This window comes from Paenibacillus sp. IHBB 10380, from assembly GCF_000949425.1.
Classification (GTDB): domain Bacteria; phylum Bacillota; class Bacilli; order Paenibacillales; family Paenibacillaceae; genus Paenibacillus_AQ.
On sequence record NZ_CP010976.1, the window covers coordinates 1,493,046 to 1,513,926 of the forward strand.

At 40.5% G+C, this 20,881-nt stretch carries 17 protein-coding genes, 1 pseudogene and 1 riboswitch; of the genes and pseudogenes, 10 read left to right on the plus strand and 8 right to left on the minus strand.

The window, feature by feature from the left end:
• Positions 1-63: 63 nt before the first annotated feature.
• The 3 genes from UB51_RS06655 to UB51_RS06665 form a co-directional block, all read right to left on the minus strand.
• A complete protein-coding gene (locus tag UB51_RS06655) occupies positions 64-1,413 on the minus strand; it encodes a lytic polysaccharide monooxygenase (RefSeq protein ID WP_044876635.1) in 1,350 nt (449 codons plus the stop codon).
• A gap of 720 nt (positions 1,414-2,133) precedes the next feature.
• The gene (locus UB51_RS06660; RefSeq protein WP_044876636.1) at positions 2,134-3,474 is read right to left on the minus strand and encodes a lytic polysaccharide monooxygenase; all 1,341 of its coding nucleotides are present in this window, start codon (positions 3,472-3,474) and stop codon (positions 2,134-2,136) included.
• A gap of 555 nt (positions 3,475-4,029) precedes the next feature.
• Entirely contained in the window at positions 4,030-5,379 is a 1,350-nt protein-coding gene (locus UB51_RS06665; RefSeq protein WP_044876637.1) for a lytic polysaccharide monooxygenase, read from the minus strand.
• Between the two features lie 558 nt (positions 5,380-5,937).
• A riboswitch (guanidine-I (ykkC/yxkD leader) is annotated at positions 5,938-6,037 on the plus strand.
• Positions 6,038-6,103: 66 nt separating this feature from the next.
• On the opposite strand from UB51_RS06665, the gene UB51_RS06670 reads away from it, so the two are divergent.
• Both UB51_RS06670 and UB51_RS06675 read left to right on the plus strand, forming a co-directional pair.
• On the plus strand, positions 6,104-6,445 hold the full coding sequence (locus tag UB51_RS06670; RefSeq protein WP_044876638.1) for a DMT family transporter: 342 nt from the start codon (positions 6,104-6,106) through the stop codon (positions 6,443-6,445).
• On the plus strand, positions 6,445-6,759 hold the full coding sequence (locus UB51_RS06675; RefSeq protein ID WP_044876639.1) for a DMT family transporter: 315 nt from the start codon (positions 6,445-6,447) through the stop codon (positions 6,757-6,759). The genes UB51_RS06670 and UB51_RS06675 overlap by 1 nt, the downstream gene beginning before the upstream one ends.
• 182 nt (positions 6,760-6,941) lie before the next feature.
• On the opposite strand, the gene UB51_RS06680 is transcribed toward UB51_RS06675, so the two are convergent.
• The 3 genes from UB51_RS06680 to UB51_RS06690 form a co-directional block, all read right to left on the minus strand.
• On the minus strand, positions 6,942-7,307 hold the full coding sequence (locus tag UB51_RS06680) for a hypothetical protein (RefSeq protein WP_144406968.1): 366 nt from the start codon (positions 7,305-7,307) through the stop codon (positions 6,942-6,944).
• Between the two features lie 290 nt (positions 7,308-7,597).
• On the minus strand, positions 7,598-9,400 hold the full coding sequence (locus UB51_RS06685; protein WP_044876641.1) for a helix-turn-helix transcriptional regulator: 1,803 nt from the start codon (positions 9,398-9,400) through the stop codon (positions 7,598-7,600).
• A gap of 111 nt (positions 9,401-9,511) precedes the next feature.
• The gene (locus tag UB51_RS06690) at positions 9,512-10,099 is read right to left on the minus strand and encodes a sensor domain-containing protein (protein WP_044876642.1); all 588 of its coding nucleotides are present in this window, start codon (positions 10,097-10,099) and stop codon (positions 9,512-9,514) included.
• Positions 10,100-10,394: 295 nt separating this feature from the next.
• On the opposite strand from UB51_RS06690, the gene UB51_RS06695 reads away from it, so the two are divergent.
• The 4 genes from UB51_RS06695 to UB51_RS06710 all read left to right on the plus strand — a co-directional run bounded on the left by UB51_RS06695 (position 10,395) and on the right by UB51_RS06710 (position 15,862).
• Entirely contained in the window at positions 10,395-12,389 is a 1,995-nt protein-coding gene (locus tag UB51_RS06695) for a serine hydrolase domain-containing protein (RefSeq protein WP_044876643.1), read from the plus strand.
• A 287-nt stretch (positions 12,390-12,676) separates the two neighbouring features.
• A complete protein-coding gene (locus UB51_RS06700; RefSeq protein ID WP_234405559.1) occupies positions 12,677-13,288 on the plus strand; it encodes a CPBP family intramembrane glutamic endopeptidase in 612 nt (203 codons plus the stop codon).
• A 467-nt stretch (positions 13,289-13,755) separates the two neighbouring features.
• Positions 13,756-15,102: a hypothetical protein gene (locus UB51_RS06705; RefSeq protein WP_082063055.1), complete on the plus strand. Its 1,347-nt coding sequence runs from the start codon at positions 13,756-13,758 to the stop codon at positions 15,100-15,102.
• A 259-nt stretch (positions 15,103-15,361) separates the two neighbouring features.
• Positions 15,362-15,862 (plus strand): S-Ena type endospore appendage, encoded by a 501-nt coding sequence (locus tag UB51_RS06710; protein ID WP_144406969.1) that lies wholly within the window; start codon positions 15,362-15,364, stop codon positions 15,860-15,862.
• Positions 15,863-15,914: 52 nt separating this feature from the next.
• Here UB51_RS06710 and UB51_RS06715 read toward each other — a convergent pair whose 3' ends face one another.
• Both UB51_RS06715 and UB51_RS06720 read right to left on the minus strand, forming a co-directional pair.
• Positions 15,915-16,250, minus strand: a complete 336-nt coding sequence (locus UB51_RS06715) for a DUF3992 domain-containing protein (RefSeq protein ID WP_044876645.1) — start codon at positions 16,248-16,250, stop codon at positions 15,915-15,917.
• A gap of 27 nt (positions 16,251-16,277) precedes the next feature.
• Positions 16,278-16,637: a DUF3992 domain-containing protein gene (locus UB51_RS06720; RefSeq protein ID WP_044876646.1), complete on the minus strand. Its 360-nt coding sequence runs from the start codon at positions 16,635-16,637 to the stop codon at positions 16,278-16,280.
• Positions 16,638-16,823: 186 nt separating this feature from the next.
• Between UB51_RS06720 and UB51_RS06725 the strand changes: the two genes are divergently transcribed.
• The 4 genes and pseudogenes from UB51_RS06725 (at position 16,824) to UB51_RS06740 (ending at position 20,729) form a co-directional block, all read left to right on the plus strand.
• Entirely contained in the window at positions 16,824-17,114 is a 291-nt protein-coding gene (locus UB51_RS06725) for a hypothetical protein (protein WP_044876647.1), read from the plus strand.
• An 82-nt stretch (positions 17,115-17,196) separates the two neighbouring features.
• Positions 17,197-17,900, plus strand: a pseudogene (locus tag UB51_RS06730) (siderophore biosynthesis protein).
• Between the two features lie 43 nt (positions 17,901-17,943).
• Positions 17,944-18,474, plus strand: a complete 531-nt coding sequence (locus UB51_RS06735) for an SMI1/KNR4 family protein (protein WP_044876648.1) — start codon at positions 17,944-17,946, stop codon at positions 18,472-18,474.
• 272 nt (positions 18,475-18,746) lie between these two features.
• On the plus strand, positions 18,747-20,729 hold the full coding sequence (locus tag UB51_RS06740) for an AraC family transcriptional regulator (protein WP_052675780.1): 1,983 nt from the start codon (positions 18,747-18,749) through the stop codon (positions 20,727-20,729).
• Positions 20,730-20,881 lie beyond the last annotated feature (152 nt).

Here is a 20,881-nt window from a genome sequence, read left to right on the forward strand (position 1 = left end):
GTTTTTAAATGTAACATTTTGCTTAAAGAAGTCGCATTCTTACGGAAGTTTCATCTTATGAGACTACTTTAACAACCATAGAGCAGGTACATTCGTAGGCTCCCAACCATTAATCGATGTGTGGGGTTGACGACACTCGTATACAGAACCATTGTAAGTTACCAACGTACCAGCTGTGTAAGCTGTATTAGCTGTCCAAGCTGGAGTTGCTGACGCTACAGCAGTTGTACCATTGACGGTGCTGACTGTTGATTGATTGCCAGCAGCATCGATGGCATACACATTGAACGTATAAGCTGTGGCGGCGCTAAGTCCTGTTACGGTATAATCCGTAGTGGAACTGGATACAGTTGTAACCAACGTCGTACCGAGATAAACTTTGTAGCCAGTAACGCCAACATTGTCAGTTGAGGCATTCCACATCAACTGAATAGAAGAGGATGTAGGTGTTCCCATAACATGTAAGCCACCAGGTGCTGTCGGTGCTTGTGTATCAACGCCGACAGGAGCATCTGTGGTAACGCTTACAGAATTACTGGCATTGGATACGTTACCCGCAGCGTCAACCGCCTTAACACTAAAGGTATAGGCAGTATTCGCAGTTAGACCAGATACGGAGTAATTTAATGTTGAACTAGATACAGTTGCAACCAAGGAAGATCCGTTAAATACTTTGTAGCCTGTAACGGCAACATTATCCGTGGATGCGCTCCAAGCCAAGGAAACGCTAGTGGATGTTTGTCCAGTTGAAGTTAGAGCTGCTGGAGCGGAAGGAGCTTGGGTATCGACAGGGTTGCTGCCGCTAAAGTTGACATCAATAACATTATAGAAAGCATTTGGAGTATCAGCGATTTCCCAAACAGCTAGAATGACATGGTATCCAGTGCGCACCGGAACGTTGCACGTGTCCGAGTAGGAGAATGGCGGCTGTGTACCTCCATGGTTCACCGAGCAGAAGGGAGTTAGGTCGAATGAATCCCGAGTCAGAGCCGCGTTAGGGTTCCAGTTAGCCTTAGTAATATAGTACTTCCAACTTGTTGTCGCATGATTGGCAGTCAGTTTCCAAGTGAATGTATTTTGTCCAGAAGAGAGGTTGACTTTAGACCAACGAGTAGCGGATTGTTCATCAAGCTCAGGAAAAGCTCCGTTTGCACTTGCAATCTTTCCGTCTGCTGGTCCTGCAGCAGGGAATCCCTTAGGCGCTTCTAGACTCTGTGGTTCATACATAATCGCACCACAATTCTTGTTTTGTCCAGTTTTACAGAGTGCTGCTCGGCTAGCAGGTCCTTCAACATAGCCGTGAGAAAAGGATTTTCCCGGGAATAACAACATACAGATCGAAACCAACAACAGGACACTACCATAAACTAGGAACTTTGACACACTTGGATTAGAAGTACGAATAGATGACATTTATTATTCCTCCTTTAATTTTGAAAAATGCCTTGCGAACAAATGATTACATTTAAACCTGAACGTTCCGTATCAGAATACAACCCCTTTCTGTTGTGTAAAGTATTTATATAAACTCTTGAAGAGTCCATATATAGACATGGATGAAAGATTGAGTAGAAAGCTAGAATGACAAAATGAAGTAGTTTATCATTTATATGTAAGTGCTTTCAAAAAGAGGGATTAAGTGGGGGAAGATTGTAATGTAGTAGAGGCTTTCTGTTGGTTATGATATCTAATAGATGATTATAAGTATTTAACTAAATTTCTTCTGTAATAATAATTCATATAACATAAGAATAATTATATACATAAAAAGGTAATTTGGAAACTTTTTTTTGGAAAAATTTTAAATTTATTTAACTAGAATGATAGGGAAAGTAGGGGACGATTATGATATCAATATGGAGGAAAAGGTAGTCTCTGAATACGAGTTACCGAATGTGAACTAGAGATATTTTATGAACTATACAAGAAATTTTATAAATATAAATGGAAATCATATTTTGAAAAATGGTGGAAAATAATTACTGGGGTGTCCCCGTTTTACTACCCGTGAATCACTGAGTAGAAACAGTAACACAACCATGAGGTCCAGTTGCATTGTACCTCATGGTTGTGTGCGTACATTTAACATCTCAGATAAAGAAGAAGCACGGTTACGGAATGGTGTTTACATGATTACTTCAACAGCCATAGCGCAGGTACATTAGCAGGCTCCCAACCCGTTAATGATGTGTGGGGTTGACGACATTCGTACACAGAACCATTGTAGGTTACCAGCGTACCGGTTGTGTAAGCTGTATTAGCTGCCCAAGCCGGATTTGCTGGCGCTACAGCGGTTGTACCATTTACAGTGCTGGCAACGGATTGATTACCTGCAGCATCGATGGCATATACATTGAATGTGTATGCTGTGGCTGCGCTAAGGCCCGTTACGATATAATCCGTAGTGGACCCGGATACGGTTGTCACTAACGCCGTTCCGCGATAAACTTTGTAGCCTGTAACGCCAACATTGTCAGTTGAGGCGTTCCACACTAACTGAATAGTAGAGGAAGTAGGGGGTCCCATAAGCTGTAAGCCGCCAGGTGCTGTTGGTGCTTGCGTATCGACGGGAACAGGAGGATTTGTGGTAACGCTAATAGAATTACTAGCATTGGAGACGTTGCCCGCAGCGTCAATCGCCTTGACACTAAAGGTATAGGCAGTACTTGCAGTTAGTCCAGATACAGAGTAATTTAATGTGGAGCTGGATACGGTAGAGACCAAGGAAGATCCGTTAAATACTTGGTACCCTGTTACACCAACATTATCCGTGGATGCGTTCCAAGCTAAGGAAACGCTGGTGGATGTTTGTCCAGTTGAAGTTAGAGCTGCTGGCACGGAAGGTGCTTGGGTATCGACAGGGTTGCTGCCGCTAAAGTTGACATCAATGACATTATAGAAGGCGTTTGCAGTATCTGCGATTTCCCACACAGCCAAGATGACGTGGTATCCACTGCGTGCGGGCACGTTACATGTGTCCGAGTAGGTGAATGGTGGCCGTAAACCGCCGTAGTTCACTGAACAGAAAGGAGTCAGATCAAATGAACTCCGAGTCAGAGCAGCGTTAGGATTCCAATTGGCCTTAGTGATATAGTATTTCCAGCTTGTTGTAGCATGAGATGCTGTCAGTTTCCAATTGAATGTATTCTGTCCGGCAGAGATGTTGACTTTAGTCCAACGTGTAGCCGATTGTTCATCAAGCTTAGGAAAAGCTCCGTTTGCACTCGCAATCTTCCCGTCTGCTGGTCCCGCTGCAGGGAACCCCTTAGGCGCTTCTAGACTTTGCGGTTCATAAATAATCGCTCCACAGTCCGTGTTTTGTCCAGATTTACAAAGTGCTGCTCGGCTAGCAGGTCCTTCAATGTAACCGTGAGAGAAGGATTTCGCAGGGAATAACATCATGAACAGTGAAAGTAACAACATAACAGCTAGAAACTTTGCAACAGGTGAATGAGAAATACGAATAGATGACATTTTAACCTTCCTCCTTCAATTTGAAAAGTGTTTTGCAAACGAAGTATTTCATTGTATACCCGAACATTTCGTCTCCAAATACAACCCCTCTCTTTTTTGACATATTTATATAAACTCAAATAGAGTTCATATATAAACATAGATGAAAGGTAAGAGTAAAAAACGAGATGAAAAAATGAAGTAGTTCATCAAAACATGGATTAAAATATTTTCAGGTAGGTGTTTGTAGAAAACAATTACAGGTAGGTGTTTCAAAAAAAAGGGGAGTAAGAGTAAGCACGGAAAGGATTGCAATAGCGGAAGAGTTTACTGTTCGTTAATGAGTAGTAGTTGATAATAAATATTTGACTAAATTTATTATATATTAATAACTAATATAAGATTAGAGTAATTATATACATAAAAAGGTAATTTGTAAACTGATTTTTGCGGAAATCTCAAATTTGTTAAATAGAATCATAGGAATGGTAGGGTGTACACTTCAGAGTATGAAGGAAAATAAAAACCACGAAGTACAGTTGTGCTATACCTCGTGGTCTTGTGCTTATTTCATGATTACTTCAACAACCATAGAGCAGGTGCATTGGTTGGTTCCCAACCTGCTAAGGAAGTATGAACTTGACGACATTCATATACAGACCCGTTATAGGTTACAAGTGTACCGACTGCATAAGCTGTATTTAATGCCCAATCCGGGGTAGAGGATGCCGTAGCAGTTGTACCACTTACAGTGCTGGCAACGGATTGATTAGCTGCTGCATCGATAGCATACACATTGAACGTATATGCTGTGCCAGCACTAAGTCCTGTTATGGTATAATCCGTTGTAGAACCGGATACAGTTGTAACTAACGTTGTTCCGTTATAAATGTGGTATCCTGTAACACCAACATTGTCAGTAGAGGCATTCCACATCAACTGAAGGCTAGAGGATGTAGGTTTTCCCATAACGTGTAAGCCACTAGGTGCTGTCGGTGCTTGTGTATCAACGCCGACAAGAGCATCTGTGGTAGCGCTTACAGAATTACTGGCATTGGAGACGTTACCCGCAGCGTCAACCGCCTTAACACTAAAGGTATAGGCAGTATTCGCAGTTAGACCAGATACGGAGTAATTTAATGTTGAACTAGATACAGTAGCGACCAAGGAAGATCCGTTAAATACTTTGTAGCCTGTTACAGCAACATCATCCGTGGATGCGTTCCAAGCCAAGGAAACGCTAGTGGATGTTTGTCCAGTTGAAGTTAGAGCTGCTGGAGCGGAAGGAGCTTGGGTATCGACAGGGTTGCTGCCGCTAAAGTTGACATCAATAACATTATAGAAAGCATTTGGAGTATCAGCGATTTCCCAAACAGCTAGAATGACATGGTATCCAGTGCGCACCGGAACGTTGCACGTATCCGAGTAGGAGAATGGTGGCTGTGTACCTCCATGGTTCACCGAGCAGAAGGGAGTTAGGTCGAATGAATCCCGAGTCAGAGCCGCGTTAGGGTTCCAGTTAGCCTTAGTAATATAGTACTTCCAACTTGTTGTCGCATGATTGGCAGTCAGTTTCCAAGTGAATGTATTTTGTCCAGAAGAGAGGTTGACTTTAGACCAACGAGTAGCGGATTGTTCATCAAGCTCAGGAAAAGCTCCGTTTGCACTTGCAATCTTTCCGTCTGCTGGTCCTGCAGCAGGGAATCCCTTAGGCGCTTCCAGACTTTGCGGTTCATATTCTATGGGTCCACAATCCGTGTTTAGTCCAGTTTTACAGAGTGCTGCTCGGCTAGCAGGTCCTTCAACATAGCCGTGAGAAAAAGATTTTGCCGGGAATAACAACATACAGATCGAAACCAACAACAGGACACTACCATAAACTAGGAACCTTGGCACACTTGGATTAGAAGTACGAATAGATGACATTGATTAATCCTCCTTTAATTTAAAAAAACTTTGCGAAAGAACTATTTCAGCTAAATCCGAACGTTTTATTTCAAATTACAACTCCCTTCTGTGGTTAAACGTATTTATATAAACTCACGAAGAGCCATATATAGACATGTATGAAACGTAGGAATAAAAAGAGAGTATGAATAAACATGGTGTAGTGGTAGTTTGTCAGAAGATTCGTGAAGTAATTGATTTTATGGTAGCGCTTTCAATAAGAGGGGGTAAAGATAGGAAAGAATTAAATAGTGGTAGATTTTTTAGTAAATTCATTAAATGTTAACAATTTGTACAACTTGAAATTTATTATATACAATATAAGGTAGTCTGTAAACTACCAATTTTATTACGCTAGAATCATAGAAAATGTATTAATATTATCCAATCAAGCAGTAACTGAAAGTCATTTATCAAGGATATAGTTGGGAAAATGAAGGGAGTTACAATAGTCGAACGTATGATTATCATCTATATTTCATGTTCTAGTCTTGAAAAAGTTTTAAATATGTGTATAATGGATTGAAATTGTATAAATTAAATGTTTTCTAGGGTTCCGCAACAAGTCTGTTGGTCTGGTCCGAGAGAAAACTCACAGCTTTTTGCTGTGTCACGGAAGGATAAAAGCCTGGGAGAAACTGTTTAACAGTTTTCTTTTGGGCTTTTTTTTCTTTTTTGAAAATAAAATTGGAGGTGTCTTTGAGTGAACACAAACTGGATTAAAGTATTTGTTGCCGCCTTTTTTGAAGTTTTTTGGGTGATTGGCTTAAAACACGCAAATGACTTTTGGACTTGGACAGGGACAGTGATCTGTATTATCATCAGCTTCTATTTAATGATTATGGCTGGAAGGAAGCTTCCGGTGGGGACTGTATATGCAGTCTTTGTAGGAATGGGTACAGCAGGAACTGTCCTTTCCGAAGTCCTATTCTTTGGAGAATCATTCGTAGTAAGTAAAATACTTTTGATTTTACTTTTATTAGCAGGTGTAATAGGTTTGAAATTAGTTACAAAAGACAAAGCTCAGGAAGGAGCTGAGTCCTAATGGCATGGGTTTCTTTAATCTTAGCAGGGATATTTGAAATGTTGGGTGTTTCGTTGATAAATAAATTCCATAAGGATCGTAATTGGCAATCCTTAGTTCTGTTAATTCTCGGATTTGGGGCAAGCTTTCTATTCCTTGCATATTCAATGAAAACACTTCCTATGGGGACAACTTATGCCATTTGGACAGGAATAGGTGCGTCTGGTGGAGCAATATTAGGAATGCTCTTATATGGTGAATCAAAAGACTGGAGAAGAATTGTTTTTATAGCCATGGTTTTAGGTGCAGCAGTAGGGTTGAAACTCGTCTCGTAAAAGCTGGTATTTAAGAATATTTTGAGGGTACCGAAGACTTTGGATTTGTTGATGTTAAAATTTTTGCAGCACGTATGCTTCGGGAACACAAGGCATCATACATGAAGAAAAACCTGAGAAATCCAGTTCTTCCTGGATATTCTCAGGTTTTTCTTCATTTCATTCTAGTACTACTCACGAAATTAGTTGATATATAATGACGCATACGAAGAGTATACTCCGTTCAAGATCGTATTAAGGGTATACATGTATCGTTTACTCGAATCCAGAGATCCGTAATTGTAGGTTGTTGTTCCCGCAGACACAATTGTACTGTGCACTTGTTTATTAGTGGTTCTGTTAACTAAGATAATCCGAATGCTAGTATAAGGAGTCGTGGGATTCGTCCATTCAATGCCGCCGTTCGCCTTCAAATGAAGGTTTGTGACAGGGTCCGGCATCACAGTGGCTGAGGCGATGGGCACAAGCGTAAACAACATAAGGAAACATAAAACCAGAATACGGAAAGCCGAGCGTTTGGGCTTGCTTTTCAATGAAATCATCATCATTATTCCTCCTTATTATTAGTTAATCTACGTCCCCTACCTATATTATCATATTATTGTTAATTTTGGTATAATATTGTTGGAATATGTACTTGTTATTAGAACAGATGCATATACAAAAAGGGAGAGGTTGAAGTAGCCCCAGCTTGGTATTCACTTTGGTGAGGGTCATTAACTTGCATTTTTTCATGAGACTTATAATGAAATGATTGAAAAAGGGAGACCTAGAGCTAGCAATCTTACTTGCTGGTTTAGCATCTTATACTTAATTCCCCCCCCCTTTAAAGTTTTTTTTAAAGAAGCCCAGTATCCACTGCCTTCTGCACCGCTTCTTCTCGATTGCGCACGTCCAATTTAAGATATACAGATGAGGCATAATTCCTCACAGTTCCGTCAGACAAGTATAATTTTGAAGCGATCGTTTTATAACGTAGTCCTTGGGCTACCAATTGTAAAATTTCTAATTCACGCGGAGTTAGCCCGTAAGTGTCCAATGTCTCCGTCTCCACAAATGGTACTTCCGTTTCCTTCTGGGGAATTTCAAGGTCTTCAAACAATTTTGATGACATATCTTGAGCGATTATCGCTCCCCCCCGATGGATGAGGCGAATCGTTTCCGCCAATTCGCGCGGCTCCATAGACTTCAACAAATAGCCGTCCGCTCCACTTCGCAGTACTTCAATGGCTTTTTCTTTTTCTTGAAATGTAGTTAGAATTAGCACGTGAATGTCTGGCCATTTTTGTTTGATTATTTTTGTTGCTGAAACACCATCCATATTAGGCATGTCCAAATCCATAAGTACCACTTGCGGCTGCACCTGCTCGCACATAGTCACAGCTTGCTGGCCATCCTCAGCCATTCCAACCACTTGTAGATCTCGTTGTCCTTCTAAAAGGGTGCGGAGGCTTTCCCGAATGAACGGTTGATCGTCAACAAGGAGTAACCGAATGACTTCGTCAGGTAGCTCCACTTGCCTTGGCAATGTGCAGGTGACGACTGTTCCTTCGCCTAGTTCGGAGTAGACAGATATTTGCCCTTGGAGATTAAAAGCTCGTTCTTTCATGGCCGTCAATCCGAAGCCTTCCTGCAAATACTCGGCCCCGAGACCATTATCCTGCACTTCTAGTCGCGTTTGCTGCTGTTCAAATTGCAAGGACACTACAATTTCTGTAGCTTGCCCATGACGCACCGCATTGGTTAACGATTCTTGCAAGCAGCGATAAAAGGTTATCTGGGCCTGTCTTGGTATTGGACATTCTTCCCCCATGGATCTAAAGCGAACGTTGACGTTGGAGTTTGTCTGAAACTCGTCTATGAGTTGCTTTAATGCCTCGATTAATGGCAGTCTGTCTTGCGGTGAATCCATTTGATGTACATAACCTCTGACTTCATCTATGCTCTTACGCGCCAAGTGTAGCAAAGAATCGAGCTTATCTTGGCCTACGCTTGTAAATAATTCAAGTCGTAATGTTTCCATACCCATGATGATAGACGTATATGAATGTCCTATCGTATCGTGAAGGTCTTTGGAGAGGCGGTTTCGCTCTTCGAGGATCGTTACGCGTTCAATTTGGGATACATACTGTTCTAATACGGTATTCTGGTCGCGAATAATTTCATTTTGCCGATGATTGACGACGAGTAGATGAAAGGCAAAACCTAACGCATAAGCCAATCCTGTGTGCACAATTATTAACCAAGGCGTACTCTGGCGTGAGACCACACTGATCAATATTGGAATAATAAGGATGGTAATAGGACCCGACCAACGATATGATTTTTGGGCACTATTCGCTGCGATCATGAATGCAGGCATCAAAAAGGAAAGATAAGCTTCAGGAAATAAAAAACTCAGATACAAACTTATTCCACCGGTAAGGATCATTTCCGTAACGAGATAATATTTATAGTTGAGTAGCAAACAAAACCAAGGCACAGAAAAAGCGATGATTTCCCAAGAAATTGCTCCCCACAAAGGTAGCGTCAGTCCTCCTTGAAATTCCACCATAGCTAGAATGAGGGAAACAGAGAATATAAGTCTAAATAATAGCAAAATCCAGTCATACCAGAACCACTGCTTGACCATATCAAACAAGTCAGTCACCTCTTTCAAACTTCAACCTAATGAACCCTAACTATTATAGAACAAACTCTCCCCACATGCACTTAACATTATTGTGCCTATGCATGGAGGGATTTAAGCAGGTTATCCTTTAATCGCTTTGATCATAAGACGAGTATAACTTCCACTCATTCGTACGACCCAATTTCCGAGCCAAGATCCAATGACCCCAAGAATAAGACCGAAAACAACCATAAGTAACGACTTTGGTAATGTATCTATTGGTATATTCATGAAGTGAACCCCTCCGAATGGAATCAGAAAAGGACTCAAAATGAGTGTCAAAGGCACGATGTACAAGACAACTGTACCGATGAGACACGCAACCCCAATAACAAATTTCTGCATCAACCAAAGAATCGCTCTCCAGTTACGAGGATCAAGAAGTTCTTCTTTAGCTTGCATCCAAAGCGGACCTTCAATTGGTTCTTTCCCTTCGTATGGCTCTATGGAGATATCTGTATAAATCTTCGTTTGAATACGTTCATACCGTACGAATGTTTGCGTAGTACGCATTACATAGGTTAGCAACGGAATCCCTATTAATGTAAAAGACATGCTTACACCAAACGTTAGGCTAACTAAGTAAAAACAAAAGTAAAACAATCCCGTAGTGAAAGTAAGTAACAAGAAGATCACATTTTGTATGTTGCGTACGAGCCGGTTTTTCAAATTTATTACACCTCCTATGATTGTTGTGCCTCTTTAATCGTCTGTAGTTTAATCCACCTACCCTTATGATTGCTAGTGTCAAAATGTCATATGACAGGTATTCAAGACAATTTGAAGACAGAATACAAAGAGGTGACAGAAGGTAACTTGTTAGGATGACAACCATTTTGTGATACTGAGAAAGTGTTATCCATTCAATACACAAGCTGGAAGGGGGAACCGTAAACAGTCTTTAACCCGTATCAGAATGAGATCAACAAAAAATACTAATAACCATTTAAAGGAGAATAAAGCTATGAAAAAAAGGACTCTTAATCTCTCTCTCGCGGCTCTACTATTATCTTCAACAGTATTTACAACTTTTACAGCGCTGGAAGCCAGTGCAGCACCTAACAAAACCGTATCTAAGCAAACAACTAAGGTAAGCTCGAAAGGCCCTATAAATTCAAAAGAAATTCAGGCGTTCATAGATCCTGTGTTTGCGGAAAAAATGAAGAAATACAATGTGAACGGGTCTAATTTTGTAGTCGTCAAAGACGGCAAAGTGCTCGTAAATAAAGGGTATGGCTATGCCGATAAGGAAAAGAAAACACTTGTAGATAAAGATACCGTTTTCCAAATCGCTTCCGTTTCGAAGACATTTACCGCCTTAGCGGCCTTGCAGCTTGCAGAAAAAGGAAAGATCGATCTCAATCATGATATTAATGAGTATCTTGGTGGCATGAAAGTACCTAATAAAACGAATAAATCGTTAACCATGTACGATATGCTAACCTACACAACTGGATTTGATTATCCGGATAAAGCACTCTATGTTGCACCTGAGTATGTGAATCAGGACATTCCAATGAAAGAGTTTATGACAGAGCATATGCCAACAGTCGTTCGAACGCCTGGAGAAGCTTATACCTACGACAATTTTGCTTTTCTACTTGCTGGTTATGCCATACAGACCGTAAGTGGTATGCCGTTCCCACAGTATATGGAAAAGAATGTGTTCAAGCCTTTAGGGATGAACTCCACTAGCTCTCGTTTCACTCCTAAGCTTCTATCCAAAATGGCCACACACTATGATCCAGATGGCAAACCTCATCCGGCATTTGGACATGCGCCAACAGATGGGGGCCAGGGTAGTATCCTTTCAACAGGAGATGACATGGCCAAGTATTTGATCATGTTTCAACAGCAGGGGACAGTTGGAGGGAAGAAAATCATTAGCAAGAAAACAGCAAAGCAGATGCAAACCTACTCGGTGTTTGCCGACAAATCGATTCCTATGACGACCGTTGGTGGATTTGAAGGCTATCGTAATGATCTCATGAATGGTCATCATGTCGTCCTCAAGGGAGGCAACATGCCTGGTCATCAATCTTTGGTCGTATTATTACCAGAGAAAAATACCGCTTTTTACATGTCCTACAACAATGATACGATGATGAGTTTAGAAGTTTATGAAGCCTTTATGGATCACTATTTCCCTGACGAGAGAGTCCCAGAGAAACAGACTTACATCCCACTGAGTGAGTCAGACGCGACTAAATACGTTGGATCTTATCAGAACACCCGATTTTTTTTCTTGAAAGCTAACTTTACATATGCAGATGGGAAGCTGCTTATGGAGACAGGAGCTAGCGGCAAACATACGTTGAAAATGATTAATCCGCTATTGTTTGAAGATGAATCTGGTAACAAACTGGCTTTTAAGAAAGATCATAAAGGTCAGGTAGAATACTTCTATTACACGAACCCCAATTCCTTAGATTTTGGTTCTGATGCCCGTAAGGTTCATCCGAAGCCAGCGTTCGCAGATGTACCTAATGACAGCGTCTATAAAACCTACATCAACAATCTGCATTCTCTTGATGTTATAAGCGCTAAATCTGGCAACCTCTTCGAGCCACGCGGCACAATGACCCAAGGCGAGTTTATGGATGTCGCTATTCTTGCCCACGGATGGGCTTTTCTTGAGGATAACAAAGAGAAGATAGTGTCCGGTGTACCTGGATTTGATCGTAATGCCCCAATTACAAGACAAATCGCAGCGGTTATGATTCAAAATCTAAAACAAGCCGAACCCGCAACCGATATCAAGCTGACGGGTGACACGGATCCTTGGGCGGTTAAAGCGATCACCGCACTAGTTTCTCAAGGTATTGTAGATCCAGATACAAAAGTAAAAGCGGATGGTTCCGTCGATTTCCGCTCTAAACAACCTTTACTTCGTCAAGAAGCTAGTGCTTTACTTGATCTTGCATTTGGATACTATACGTTGCCGATCAAGACCAAATAATCCTATTTAACAAAACACCTCGTAGTTTCATGAACACAGAGGACTCCTCTATGTTATGACTTCTACGGGGTGTTTTTTTAATGTAAAGCGTTGTTGGAGTTAGGGGGAGATATATGAAAAGTCATTGTGTATATATGAAGACTCTTATAACATAGTAGATGGTATGAAAATACACATGGAACCTTAACTGGAAAATAAAAACTAACATTCATGACAATGATTTATCATTATATTTTTTTGAAGAGGGCCCTGATAATGTCTTTGAAAATCCTCAATGGGAGGTTAATATGCAAATTATCAATTTGCTAATTAGTGCAATTTTACAAGTAATACTATTCTCAATTATCCCCTTTGTTTGGTGGTTAACTTGTGGTAGAAAAGAACTTGGATTTTTTAAATGGTTAGGCTTAAAAAAACCTATTGTTAAAAACAAAATTAAATATACAATAACTTTTGTATGTTCAATTATTCTTTTGTCGATCCCATCATTTTTAATTTTTCCACTTTTCATAGATAAATCTACGATGGCTACATCCCAATTTTCCGGACAAGGATTGTCTGCATTAATTCCAGTTTTGATATATGCTTTTTTTCAAACAGGCTTTTCTGAAGAATTGTTGTTCAGAGGTTTGTTGACCAAAAGGCTGGTACATAAGTTTGGCTTTCAAGTAGGTAATATGGTACAAGGTTTACTGTTTGGGCTTATGCATGGAATGATATTTATATCAACAGCAGGATTACTGGGTGCAATCATTATTATTTTACTTACAGGTACAGTAGGTTGGTTAATGGGCTGGATTAATGAAAAACAATCAGAGGGCTCTATCATCTCAAGTTGGTTACTTCATGGTTGTGCCAATACTTTAGCATCCATTATAGTGATGTTTAACATTCTTTAGATATATGAACCGTATATACGTTTAAAAACGCAATTTAGGCGTTTCTGCGGACAGATCAAAAACGGAGCGACTAGATGCTCCGTTTTTTTGCTTTGCGAATCTCTTGCGGACTTAAGAAGGGCAGAATTTTTCTTTGAATATGTCATTTATCGCATTATACACAAAATAATACGGTATCGTTAGCCATAGCCTGAACACTCTTTTTTTAAGTGTCTAATCTATGAGTACCCGTTTAGACTTTTGGAAGGCAACTGGTGCTTTATTTTTTTGTGCGCTAATAAATTATTCATTTAAGGTTGAAGTAAAGGCTTAAGTACAAGCGATAGTAGTGGGAAATCCATTTACTAGTAATAGAGATGGCATATGGAGGTATTGAGTAAAATCAATGTCTGTAAGAGTGTAGTGCAAATGTTAGCCTTTATATAGTTTTTGTTGATAGAAAGATTGGGGAAAGGAAGGGCTAATATATGAGTTATAGCAGCTCGAAATCTAACAGGGAAATCTTAGAATGCTCATTTAGTGATTGTTCATGTTCCGGCACTTTAAGCTGTAACGGAATTCCGCATAAGAAAGGTCCAACCGGTCCAACAGGAGCAACAGGAGCAACAGGAGTAGCAGGAGCAACGGGAGTAGCAGGGGCAACAGGAGCAACAGGAGCAACAGGAGCAACAGGAGCAACGGGAGTAACAGGAGTAGCAGGAGCAACGGGAGTAGCCGGGGCAACGGGAGCAACAGGAGTAGCAGGAGCAACGGGAGTAGCCGGGGCAACGGGAGCAACAGGAGCAACGGGAGTAACAGGAGCAACGGGAGCAACAGGAGCAACAGGAGTAGCAGGAGTAGCAGGAGCAACGGGAGTAGCAGGGGCAACAGGAGCAACAGGAGCAACAGGAGTAGCAGGAGCAACGGGAGTAACAGGAGTAGCAGGAGCAACGGGAGTAGCCGGGGCAACGGGAGCAACAGGAGTAGCAGGAGCAACGGGAGTAGCCGGGGCAACAGGAGTAACGGGAGCAACGGGAATAACGGGAGTAACAGGAATAACGGGAGCAACAGGAATAACGGGAGCAACGGGAGTAGCAGGAGCAACAGGAGCAACAGGAGCAACAGGAGCAACGGGAGTAACAGGAGTAGCAGGAGCAACAGGAGTAGCAGGAGCAACGGGAGTAGCCGGGGCAACGGGAGTAACAGGAGCAACGGGAGCAACAGGAGTAGCAGGAGCAACGGGAGTAGCAGGAGCAACGGGAGCAACGGGAGTAACAGGAGCAACAGGAGCAACGGGAGCAACGGGAGTAGCAGGAGTAGCCGGGGCAACGGGAGCAACAGGGCCCAATTTTGCTGCAGAAGGATTTTCGGCGTTCTTGTCTACTCTTACCATATCCGCTAGTACCCAACTTACTAATTGGTCTATAGCGAATCCTAATTATGGAAGTGCCAATTTTAATCAAGTGACTGGAAATTTCACAGTTCCTGTTACTGGAAGGTACTCCATTTTAGCAACAATAAATTATTCCACGACGGCTGCTCTTGGCGTAAGTCTGGGTGCCGGAATAAATCCTTATTTTATTGCCCAAAGAACATCGCCTACAATCACTGGTCTGGTGAGTGGTCTTTTCCCTATATTAAATGTTAATATTGCATTGCTTTTGACATTAAGAGCTGTTCTCGGAAATGGAGTTGTAACTTTGGCAGGAGAGTTTACACTCTCAGCAGGTGATGTTATTGGGCTGTTCTATAATGCGAACGGACTGACAGTCTCAATTAACATAGGTAGCAGTACTGTGAATGGAGTAGTTTGGTCCATGCATGAAATAACTTAAACTTCATTAATAAGACTTATTGTTGAATTTTCTCTTATAGGCACCCTAACCTCTTTTGAAATAAATCTTGATAATGTATAACCATGTGCTGGATAGATTCATTTAATAGCAAGTAAGTATTTGAATAAGCGTTTTTGAAAGAGGGGGGAGAATGCTGAAAAGGAGAAGTTGTTCAAGGAAAGAAGCCTTATTAACATTGATGATAGTTCTCGTGTTGCATTCCTCCTATATTCAGAAAAAAAAACGAAAAATCAAATGTATGATAAAGAAAAAGCGTTCTGGAAATCGAGAGCGAACGAGGAGATTCTCTCCCGTATTTCCGTGTCCTCCAAAGCCTTGTCACAGACAAAGATCAGAGCCAAGGCGATGCACCATTCCACATTGTATACATCCTGCAGATCCTGCAAAGCATCCTTCCAAATTCGTTGTAGAAAAAGATTGCTGTGGAAATATATTAATCCAAGGAAAGCAGCTTGGATTTCAAATATGGGAGATTGATGTAGAATCAAATATCAATGTGGCACAGATTAGCATTTATTCTAATTCAATGAGCACAGATGCTTTAGAGGTAGAAATTGATGGTGCAGAAAGGAAGTATATGTATGTACCTCCGGGCAGTACAACCAATTTTATAGGGCAGGGCATCAAGTCAATAAAAATTTCTTCACAAGGTAATGAGTTGACGTATGTGGAAGGGAGATATGTCATTTCAACTACCTTTCAATTACAAGCTAATTCCGCTTTAGTTAATGAACAATAAGAAAGGTGGTTCTTCAGAAAGGAAGAACCACCTAATTATTAGACTAATCGTTTTAAAGGCTGTAACGCACTGTGATACAGAATTCGCCTTGTGCTGCTGCTGTCGCTGTTAATGAAATGGTATCAAATCGTGCTACAGTGAATGATGAGCTTCCTCCTGCTGGAATAACAATTGTTTGAATGGCAGCAACGATTCCCGTCTTGAAAAAGTTTACCGTCAAAGACCCAGTGCCGGTTTCAAACTTAACATACCCTGTACCACTGATAATTTGTGATATGTTGTCAGAATAAATGGTTTGAGTACCTGCTGCAGCTAATTGCCAATTCGTGCATACTTTATCTTGCACAATGATTTTATCCGAGCAACAACTAAGTGCTGAATTACACATATACGTGTAGCCCTCCTTTAAATCTTCTTATTGGACAGGGTAACGAGTCGTTATACAGAACTCGCCTTGATAAGTACCTGGTGTCGCTGCTGGTAGCGTTATTTGTATAACGCTGAAGCGTCGGTACGTAAAAGCTAGACTTGTTCCAGGTGTAAGTGTAATTGGAGCAGGATTAATAGCAGCTCCTGTACTGTCAATAGCTGCTGGTCCGATGTCATATTGCAAATATCCCGTACCCACTATATTTTGATTAATGTTATTCGTAAAGGTAACAACTAGAACATCAGCCGCGACAACAGTGCCACTCCATGGTGTACATACTTTATCCTGAACAAAGTTCTTATCATTACAACAAGTTAAAGCGGATACAGCGGTATTACATGCCATAGCTAAATAGCTCCTATTGGAATTTCTAAACTATTAAATGCAGGCAGGAACCTGCTCGCTTGGACATCTGCCTGATCATCAAATATTTATTAAATTTTTGTATATAGCGAAATCCTATTAATAAAGTTAGAATTGACGAATAGGTTGTAGGAGCTACGGCATGATGAGAGACAAAAGTCTAATCGTTTGATAGATGAAAATCACCGTATCTACTTCAACGAAAATAATGCTTGGATTCATCAAAAATTTCTCGTTAAAAAAATTAATGAAATGACTCCATACTTGTCCCGAATATTGGATGAGGGAACTAAAGAAGGATTTTTTAAAGTTGAACATGCACAAGAAACTGCTGAATTTTTACTAACCGCAGTTAATTTCATGTTAGATCCAGGTATCTTCGAGTTGGAGGATAGTAAGCTGGAAGAAAAAAAGAATGTGGTGAAAAATATAGTTAAAAATGTAGTGATAAAAGACTGATTACATCAAAGTCGGGTAAATAAGCAATACAATCCCGTCAAGGGATTAATACTACGTTAGTGTTTGGAGGTTCTACAGAGGAATGAATATAACTACACAATTAATTAGACCTTTCCCTTCTTATGAAGAAGTATTTTATGATGATCTTGAAAATCACCGAAAGCATCTTTTACTAAAGAAGATATGGTAGGTTTTAATGTTATTGATGGAAAATACAAATTTGAGGCAGACTGGAATTACTTTATCCTCAATCAAAAACAGCAGTTAGAAAAGACCCGTGAGAATTTGAAAGCCGACGGAGACAAAAAACATTTGAGAATGCTTAGGGATTTAGCAGAGTTGAATGACTTGGAGAAAGCATATTTATTGAATGAAAAGGATTATCAAATCCGAAAGGAATTCTTTCATCAAAATAACATGATCTACTCTTATTCCAGTTTTGGTGATGATTTATTATCAACAGAAGCATTATTACGTGATTTTGAAGAAAAACAGTCTAGTGGTTGGGGACTTGAGTTTCCTGAAGTAAATGGTATTTTAGATGATGTAGCTTTCATGTCTGATAAGGCTCAGGAGTTTATGAAGGAAGAGGATGAGTCCTTAGAAGACATGCTCAAGTTCGAACAGACCAATCTCAGCAATGTTCCCAAAAATATGAATGGCGAAGTGTTTACATATGTTGGCTCATTGACTGGTTATTATTTTCAAGCGTATGGAGCCGATTGTGCGTATTTATTTTATGACAAGGATTTAGGAAAAGCTGTAATGTGTTTTGAATATACTTGATGCGAGATTTAGTAAAAAACAGATATTCATGGGGGACTTTATAATGTGGGATAATGTCTTTGAAGATGCGTTCGAAAAAAATCAAGGAGCAGGTCATGACGAAGTAACGGATTTTCTAAAGACGTGGAATGTTCAATTGTCTGAGCTAGAGATTCAGGAAATGAAGAGCAGACAGGTGCAATATAATCAATACATAACATTCGATCCATCTCTCTGGGATTTTCCGCAGAGGCAGCTTCCTTGTAGTTATATTGAATTCATACAATACTCAAATGGTGGAGAATTTCAAACCGGAGATCGATATTTTCAATATTTTAGTATAAAAGAGTTTAGAGAGTATAATCTAGCATATGAATTTCCTGAGTACATGAAGTTTGCTGTTTCTTTTGGTATGGATGGTTGTGGTAATCATTATATTTTTGATATGAGAGAAGATATGAAAAACAACGAATATCCAATCCTTGTAGCTCATTCAGGATATTTAGACTACGAAGGCAGTGTACAAGTAGCTGATTCGTTTTTGGAACTCTGTAAGGGTAGAACGTCAATGGATGATGAAATGGATAAATGTTGAACCATATCTCCTAAGCCTCAGGCCGGGGATTGGGAACTGTCGCAAGGGTGGTTTATAACTTCATTTTAATTAAGTTTTTGAGCCTGGACCACCAATGCTAGATTGCTGATTACGAGTCTCTTCTAGGATTTTTCAAAATCATCAGATGCTATGAATATACCGCCTGATAATTGACAATGATTATCGTTATCGAATATCATCATAGTGAATTGCAAAGGGATTTACTGCTGAATAATAGGTTCAGCATGTTGTCAAACGGGGGAGAAGAAATAGTGAACTGGGAAGAGTATATCCAAATGTGGGACAATGCATCGATTCAGCTGGTGGATATTCGCCAACTTGTGATAAGTAGCCGGGGGAAGCAGCAATATCTTCTCCCGGCCAGTGGTTTTATATATGTAGTGCAAGGACAAGGCACCATTTGGCTGGATGGTGATATGCATATATTTGAACGGTTTTATCTACTGCATGCAGGAAAAGGAAGCAGTATAAGCATCGAGGTTGGACAAGATGAAGTCACGTACTATTACATTTTATATAGAGGTAGCATGTCCGCCAAAGCTAGTAAGGAAATCCTGAAGATCTATCACATGAACAACCCTTTTCAGCTTCAGTATGCTTGCCGGCCTCTTGCTCCGGTCATTTTATATCGTCACGTGGATTCAATGTATGAGGAATGGAATCAGAGACAGATTCTGGAACGTTTTCATGTGAAAATCCGGTTTTATCAGTTCGTACATACACTTGTCCAGCAGCTTCAGCATCAGGGAGTTGCTTCAAAGGAAACCGATATGGTAGAACAGATCATTCAGTACATTCACGAACATTTCAATGAGTCTATTTCTCTTGAGTCATTGGCAGAGCTATGGAATTACAGCATTCAATATTTATCGAGGCAGTTCAAACGCCGTACGGGGAGAAGCCCTATCGAATATGTGATTCAGGCGCGGATGGCTAGAGCGAAGGAATTAATGATTCGGACGGATGCCACTGCACAGGAGATTGCTGCAAGCGTAGGTTATAGTGATGTTTTTTATTTTACACGTCTATTCAAGAAGCAGGTCGGGATGACGCCAGGTCAATACAAAAAGAAAGTGAAGGAGAGCCCAGGCGGTTCAGATAGTCCATGGGAAGGGTTCGTATCCTCCATGGGCAAGAATGCTTCTTCTTGTTATATTATTGATGATAATCATTATCAATTGAAAGCAGAAGGAGACAGGCAGATGTTGAAAGGAACAAGATCGAAGATAGCGTTAACGCTGATGTTATGTTTTACACTGATACTTGCAGGTTGCACGAATGGGAACTCCAGTCGAAATAATAACCAGGGCTCAGCAGGTGGAAATTTAAAGCAAGGGGCGGAATCTACTCAAAATACGTCTTCTAATCAGGCGAAAGATGATACGAGCATGCGGAAATTATCAACAGTCATAGGGGAAATTAATGTTCCAGCACATCCCAAACGTGTTGTTGTTGACTGGGATCTAGGACCTGTTTTAGCTGTAGGGGTAACTCCGGTTGGGGCGTCCAGTACACAAATGAACTTTGCTGAATTTCTAAAGCCGTATTTATCTGACACGGTTCAAGATATTGGTTTAGAAGGGAGTATTTCCTTGGAGAAGGTATTGGATTTGTCTCCGGATGTGATTATTACTTGGAATAAGGATGATTATGAAAATTACTCCAAAATTGCGCCGACCGTCGTGTTTGACACAAGTCAGTACTCAACAATTCAGGAAGAAATTACGGCCATGGGCGATATTCTAGGTCGACAAGAAGAAGCTGAAAAATGGATTGAAGATTTTGAAATACGTACGGAAGCTGCCCGCAATAAAATCAAAAATGCAATTCCAAAAGATGCAACTATCTCTATTGTGGATTATGTTACTGTAGATAAATTTTTGATGGTGATTGGCAATTCAGGTGAACGAGGAGGTAGAGCGGCTTACGATATTCTGGGTCTGAACCCTACCCCAAAAGTAAAAAGTGAAATCATTGACAAAAAGGCGGGCCGTGTTGAAGTATCTTGGGAGACTGTAAACGATTATGTAGGCGATTACGTCATTGTGCTTAAAGTTGATGGTAAAGAGCCACCCAAGCTGCCAGTAACATGGACATCCTTGGATGCTGTTAAAAATCACCATGTGATTGAGATTGAAATGAAGAAATATTTTGCGGCAGATTCATTCTCATCTCTTTTACAAGCGGAAGATATTGCCGACAAGATCACGAAACTGGCTGCGACTGCTAAATGATCAATTTTTGTGCGATTTTTGCAATGGATATGTGTTGGAGGAATTCGCTTCTTTAGTTATCAATAATTTGGACACAAAGGTCTATTAAGCTTCTGATATAACAATAGTATAATGAAATAGACTATTCATTTCAGAGAATGCAGGTGGACGAG

What these genes read in the sequence shown, in the direction of transcription:
- UB51_RS06680 (WP_144406968.1), bottom strand. Translation starts at nt 7,307, where the DNA reads ATGATGATGATTTCATTGAAAAGCAAGCCCAAACGCTCGGCTTTCCGT.
- UB51_RS06715 (WP_044876645.1), bottom strand. Translation starts at nt 16,250, where the DNA reads ATGTGTAATTCAGCACTTAGTTGTTGCTCGGATAAAATCATTGTGCAA.
- UB51_RS06710 (WP_144406969.1), top strand. Translation starts at nt 15,362, where the DNA reads ATGATAAAGAAAAAGCGTTCTGGAAATCGAGAGCGAACGAGGAGATTC.
- UB51_RS06705 (WP_082063055.1), top strand. Translation starts at nt 13,756, where the DNA reads ATGAGTTATAGCAGCTCGAAATCTAACAGGGAAATCTTAGAATGCTCA.
- UB51_RS06700 (WP_234405559.1), top strand. Translation starts at nt 12,677, where the DNA reads ATGCAAATTATCAATTTGCTAATTAGTGCAATTTTACAAGTAATACTA.
- UB51_RS06660 (WP_044876636.1), bottom strand. Translation starts at nt 3,474, where the DNA reads ATGTCATCTATTCGTATTTCTCATTCACCTGTTGCAAAGTTTCTAGCT.
- UB51_RS06695 (WP_044876643.1), top strand. Translation starts at nt 10,395, where the DNA reads ATGAAAAAAAGGACTCTTAATCTCTCTCTCGCGGCTCTACTATTATCT.
- UB51_RS06735 (WP_044876648.1), top strand. Translation starts at nt 17,944, where the DNA reads ATGTGGGATAATGTCTTTGAAGATGCGTTCGAAAAAAATCAAGGAGCA.
- UB51_RS06720 (WP_044876646.1), bottom strand. Translation starts at nt 16,637, where the DNA reads ATGGCATGTAATACCGCTGTATCCGCTTTAACTTGTTGTAATGATAAG.
- UB51_RS06665 (WP_044876637.1), bottom strand. Translation starts at nt 5,379, where the DNA reads ATGTCATCTATTCGTACTTCTAATCCAAGTGTGCCAAGGTTCCTAGTT.
- UB51_RS06655 (WP_044876635.1), bottom strand. Translation starts at nt 1,413, where the DNA reads ATGTCATCTATTCGTACTTCTAATCCAAGTGTGTCAAAGTTCCTAGTT.
- UB51_RS06675 (WP_044876639.1), top strand. Translation starts at nt 6,445, where the DNA reads ATGGCATGGGTTTCTTTAATCTTAGCAGGGATATTTGAAATGTTGGGT.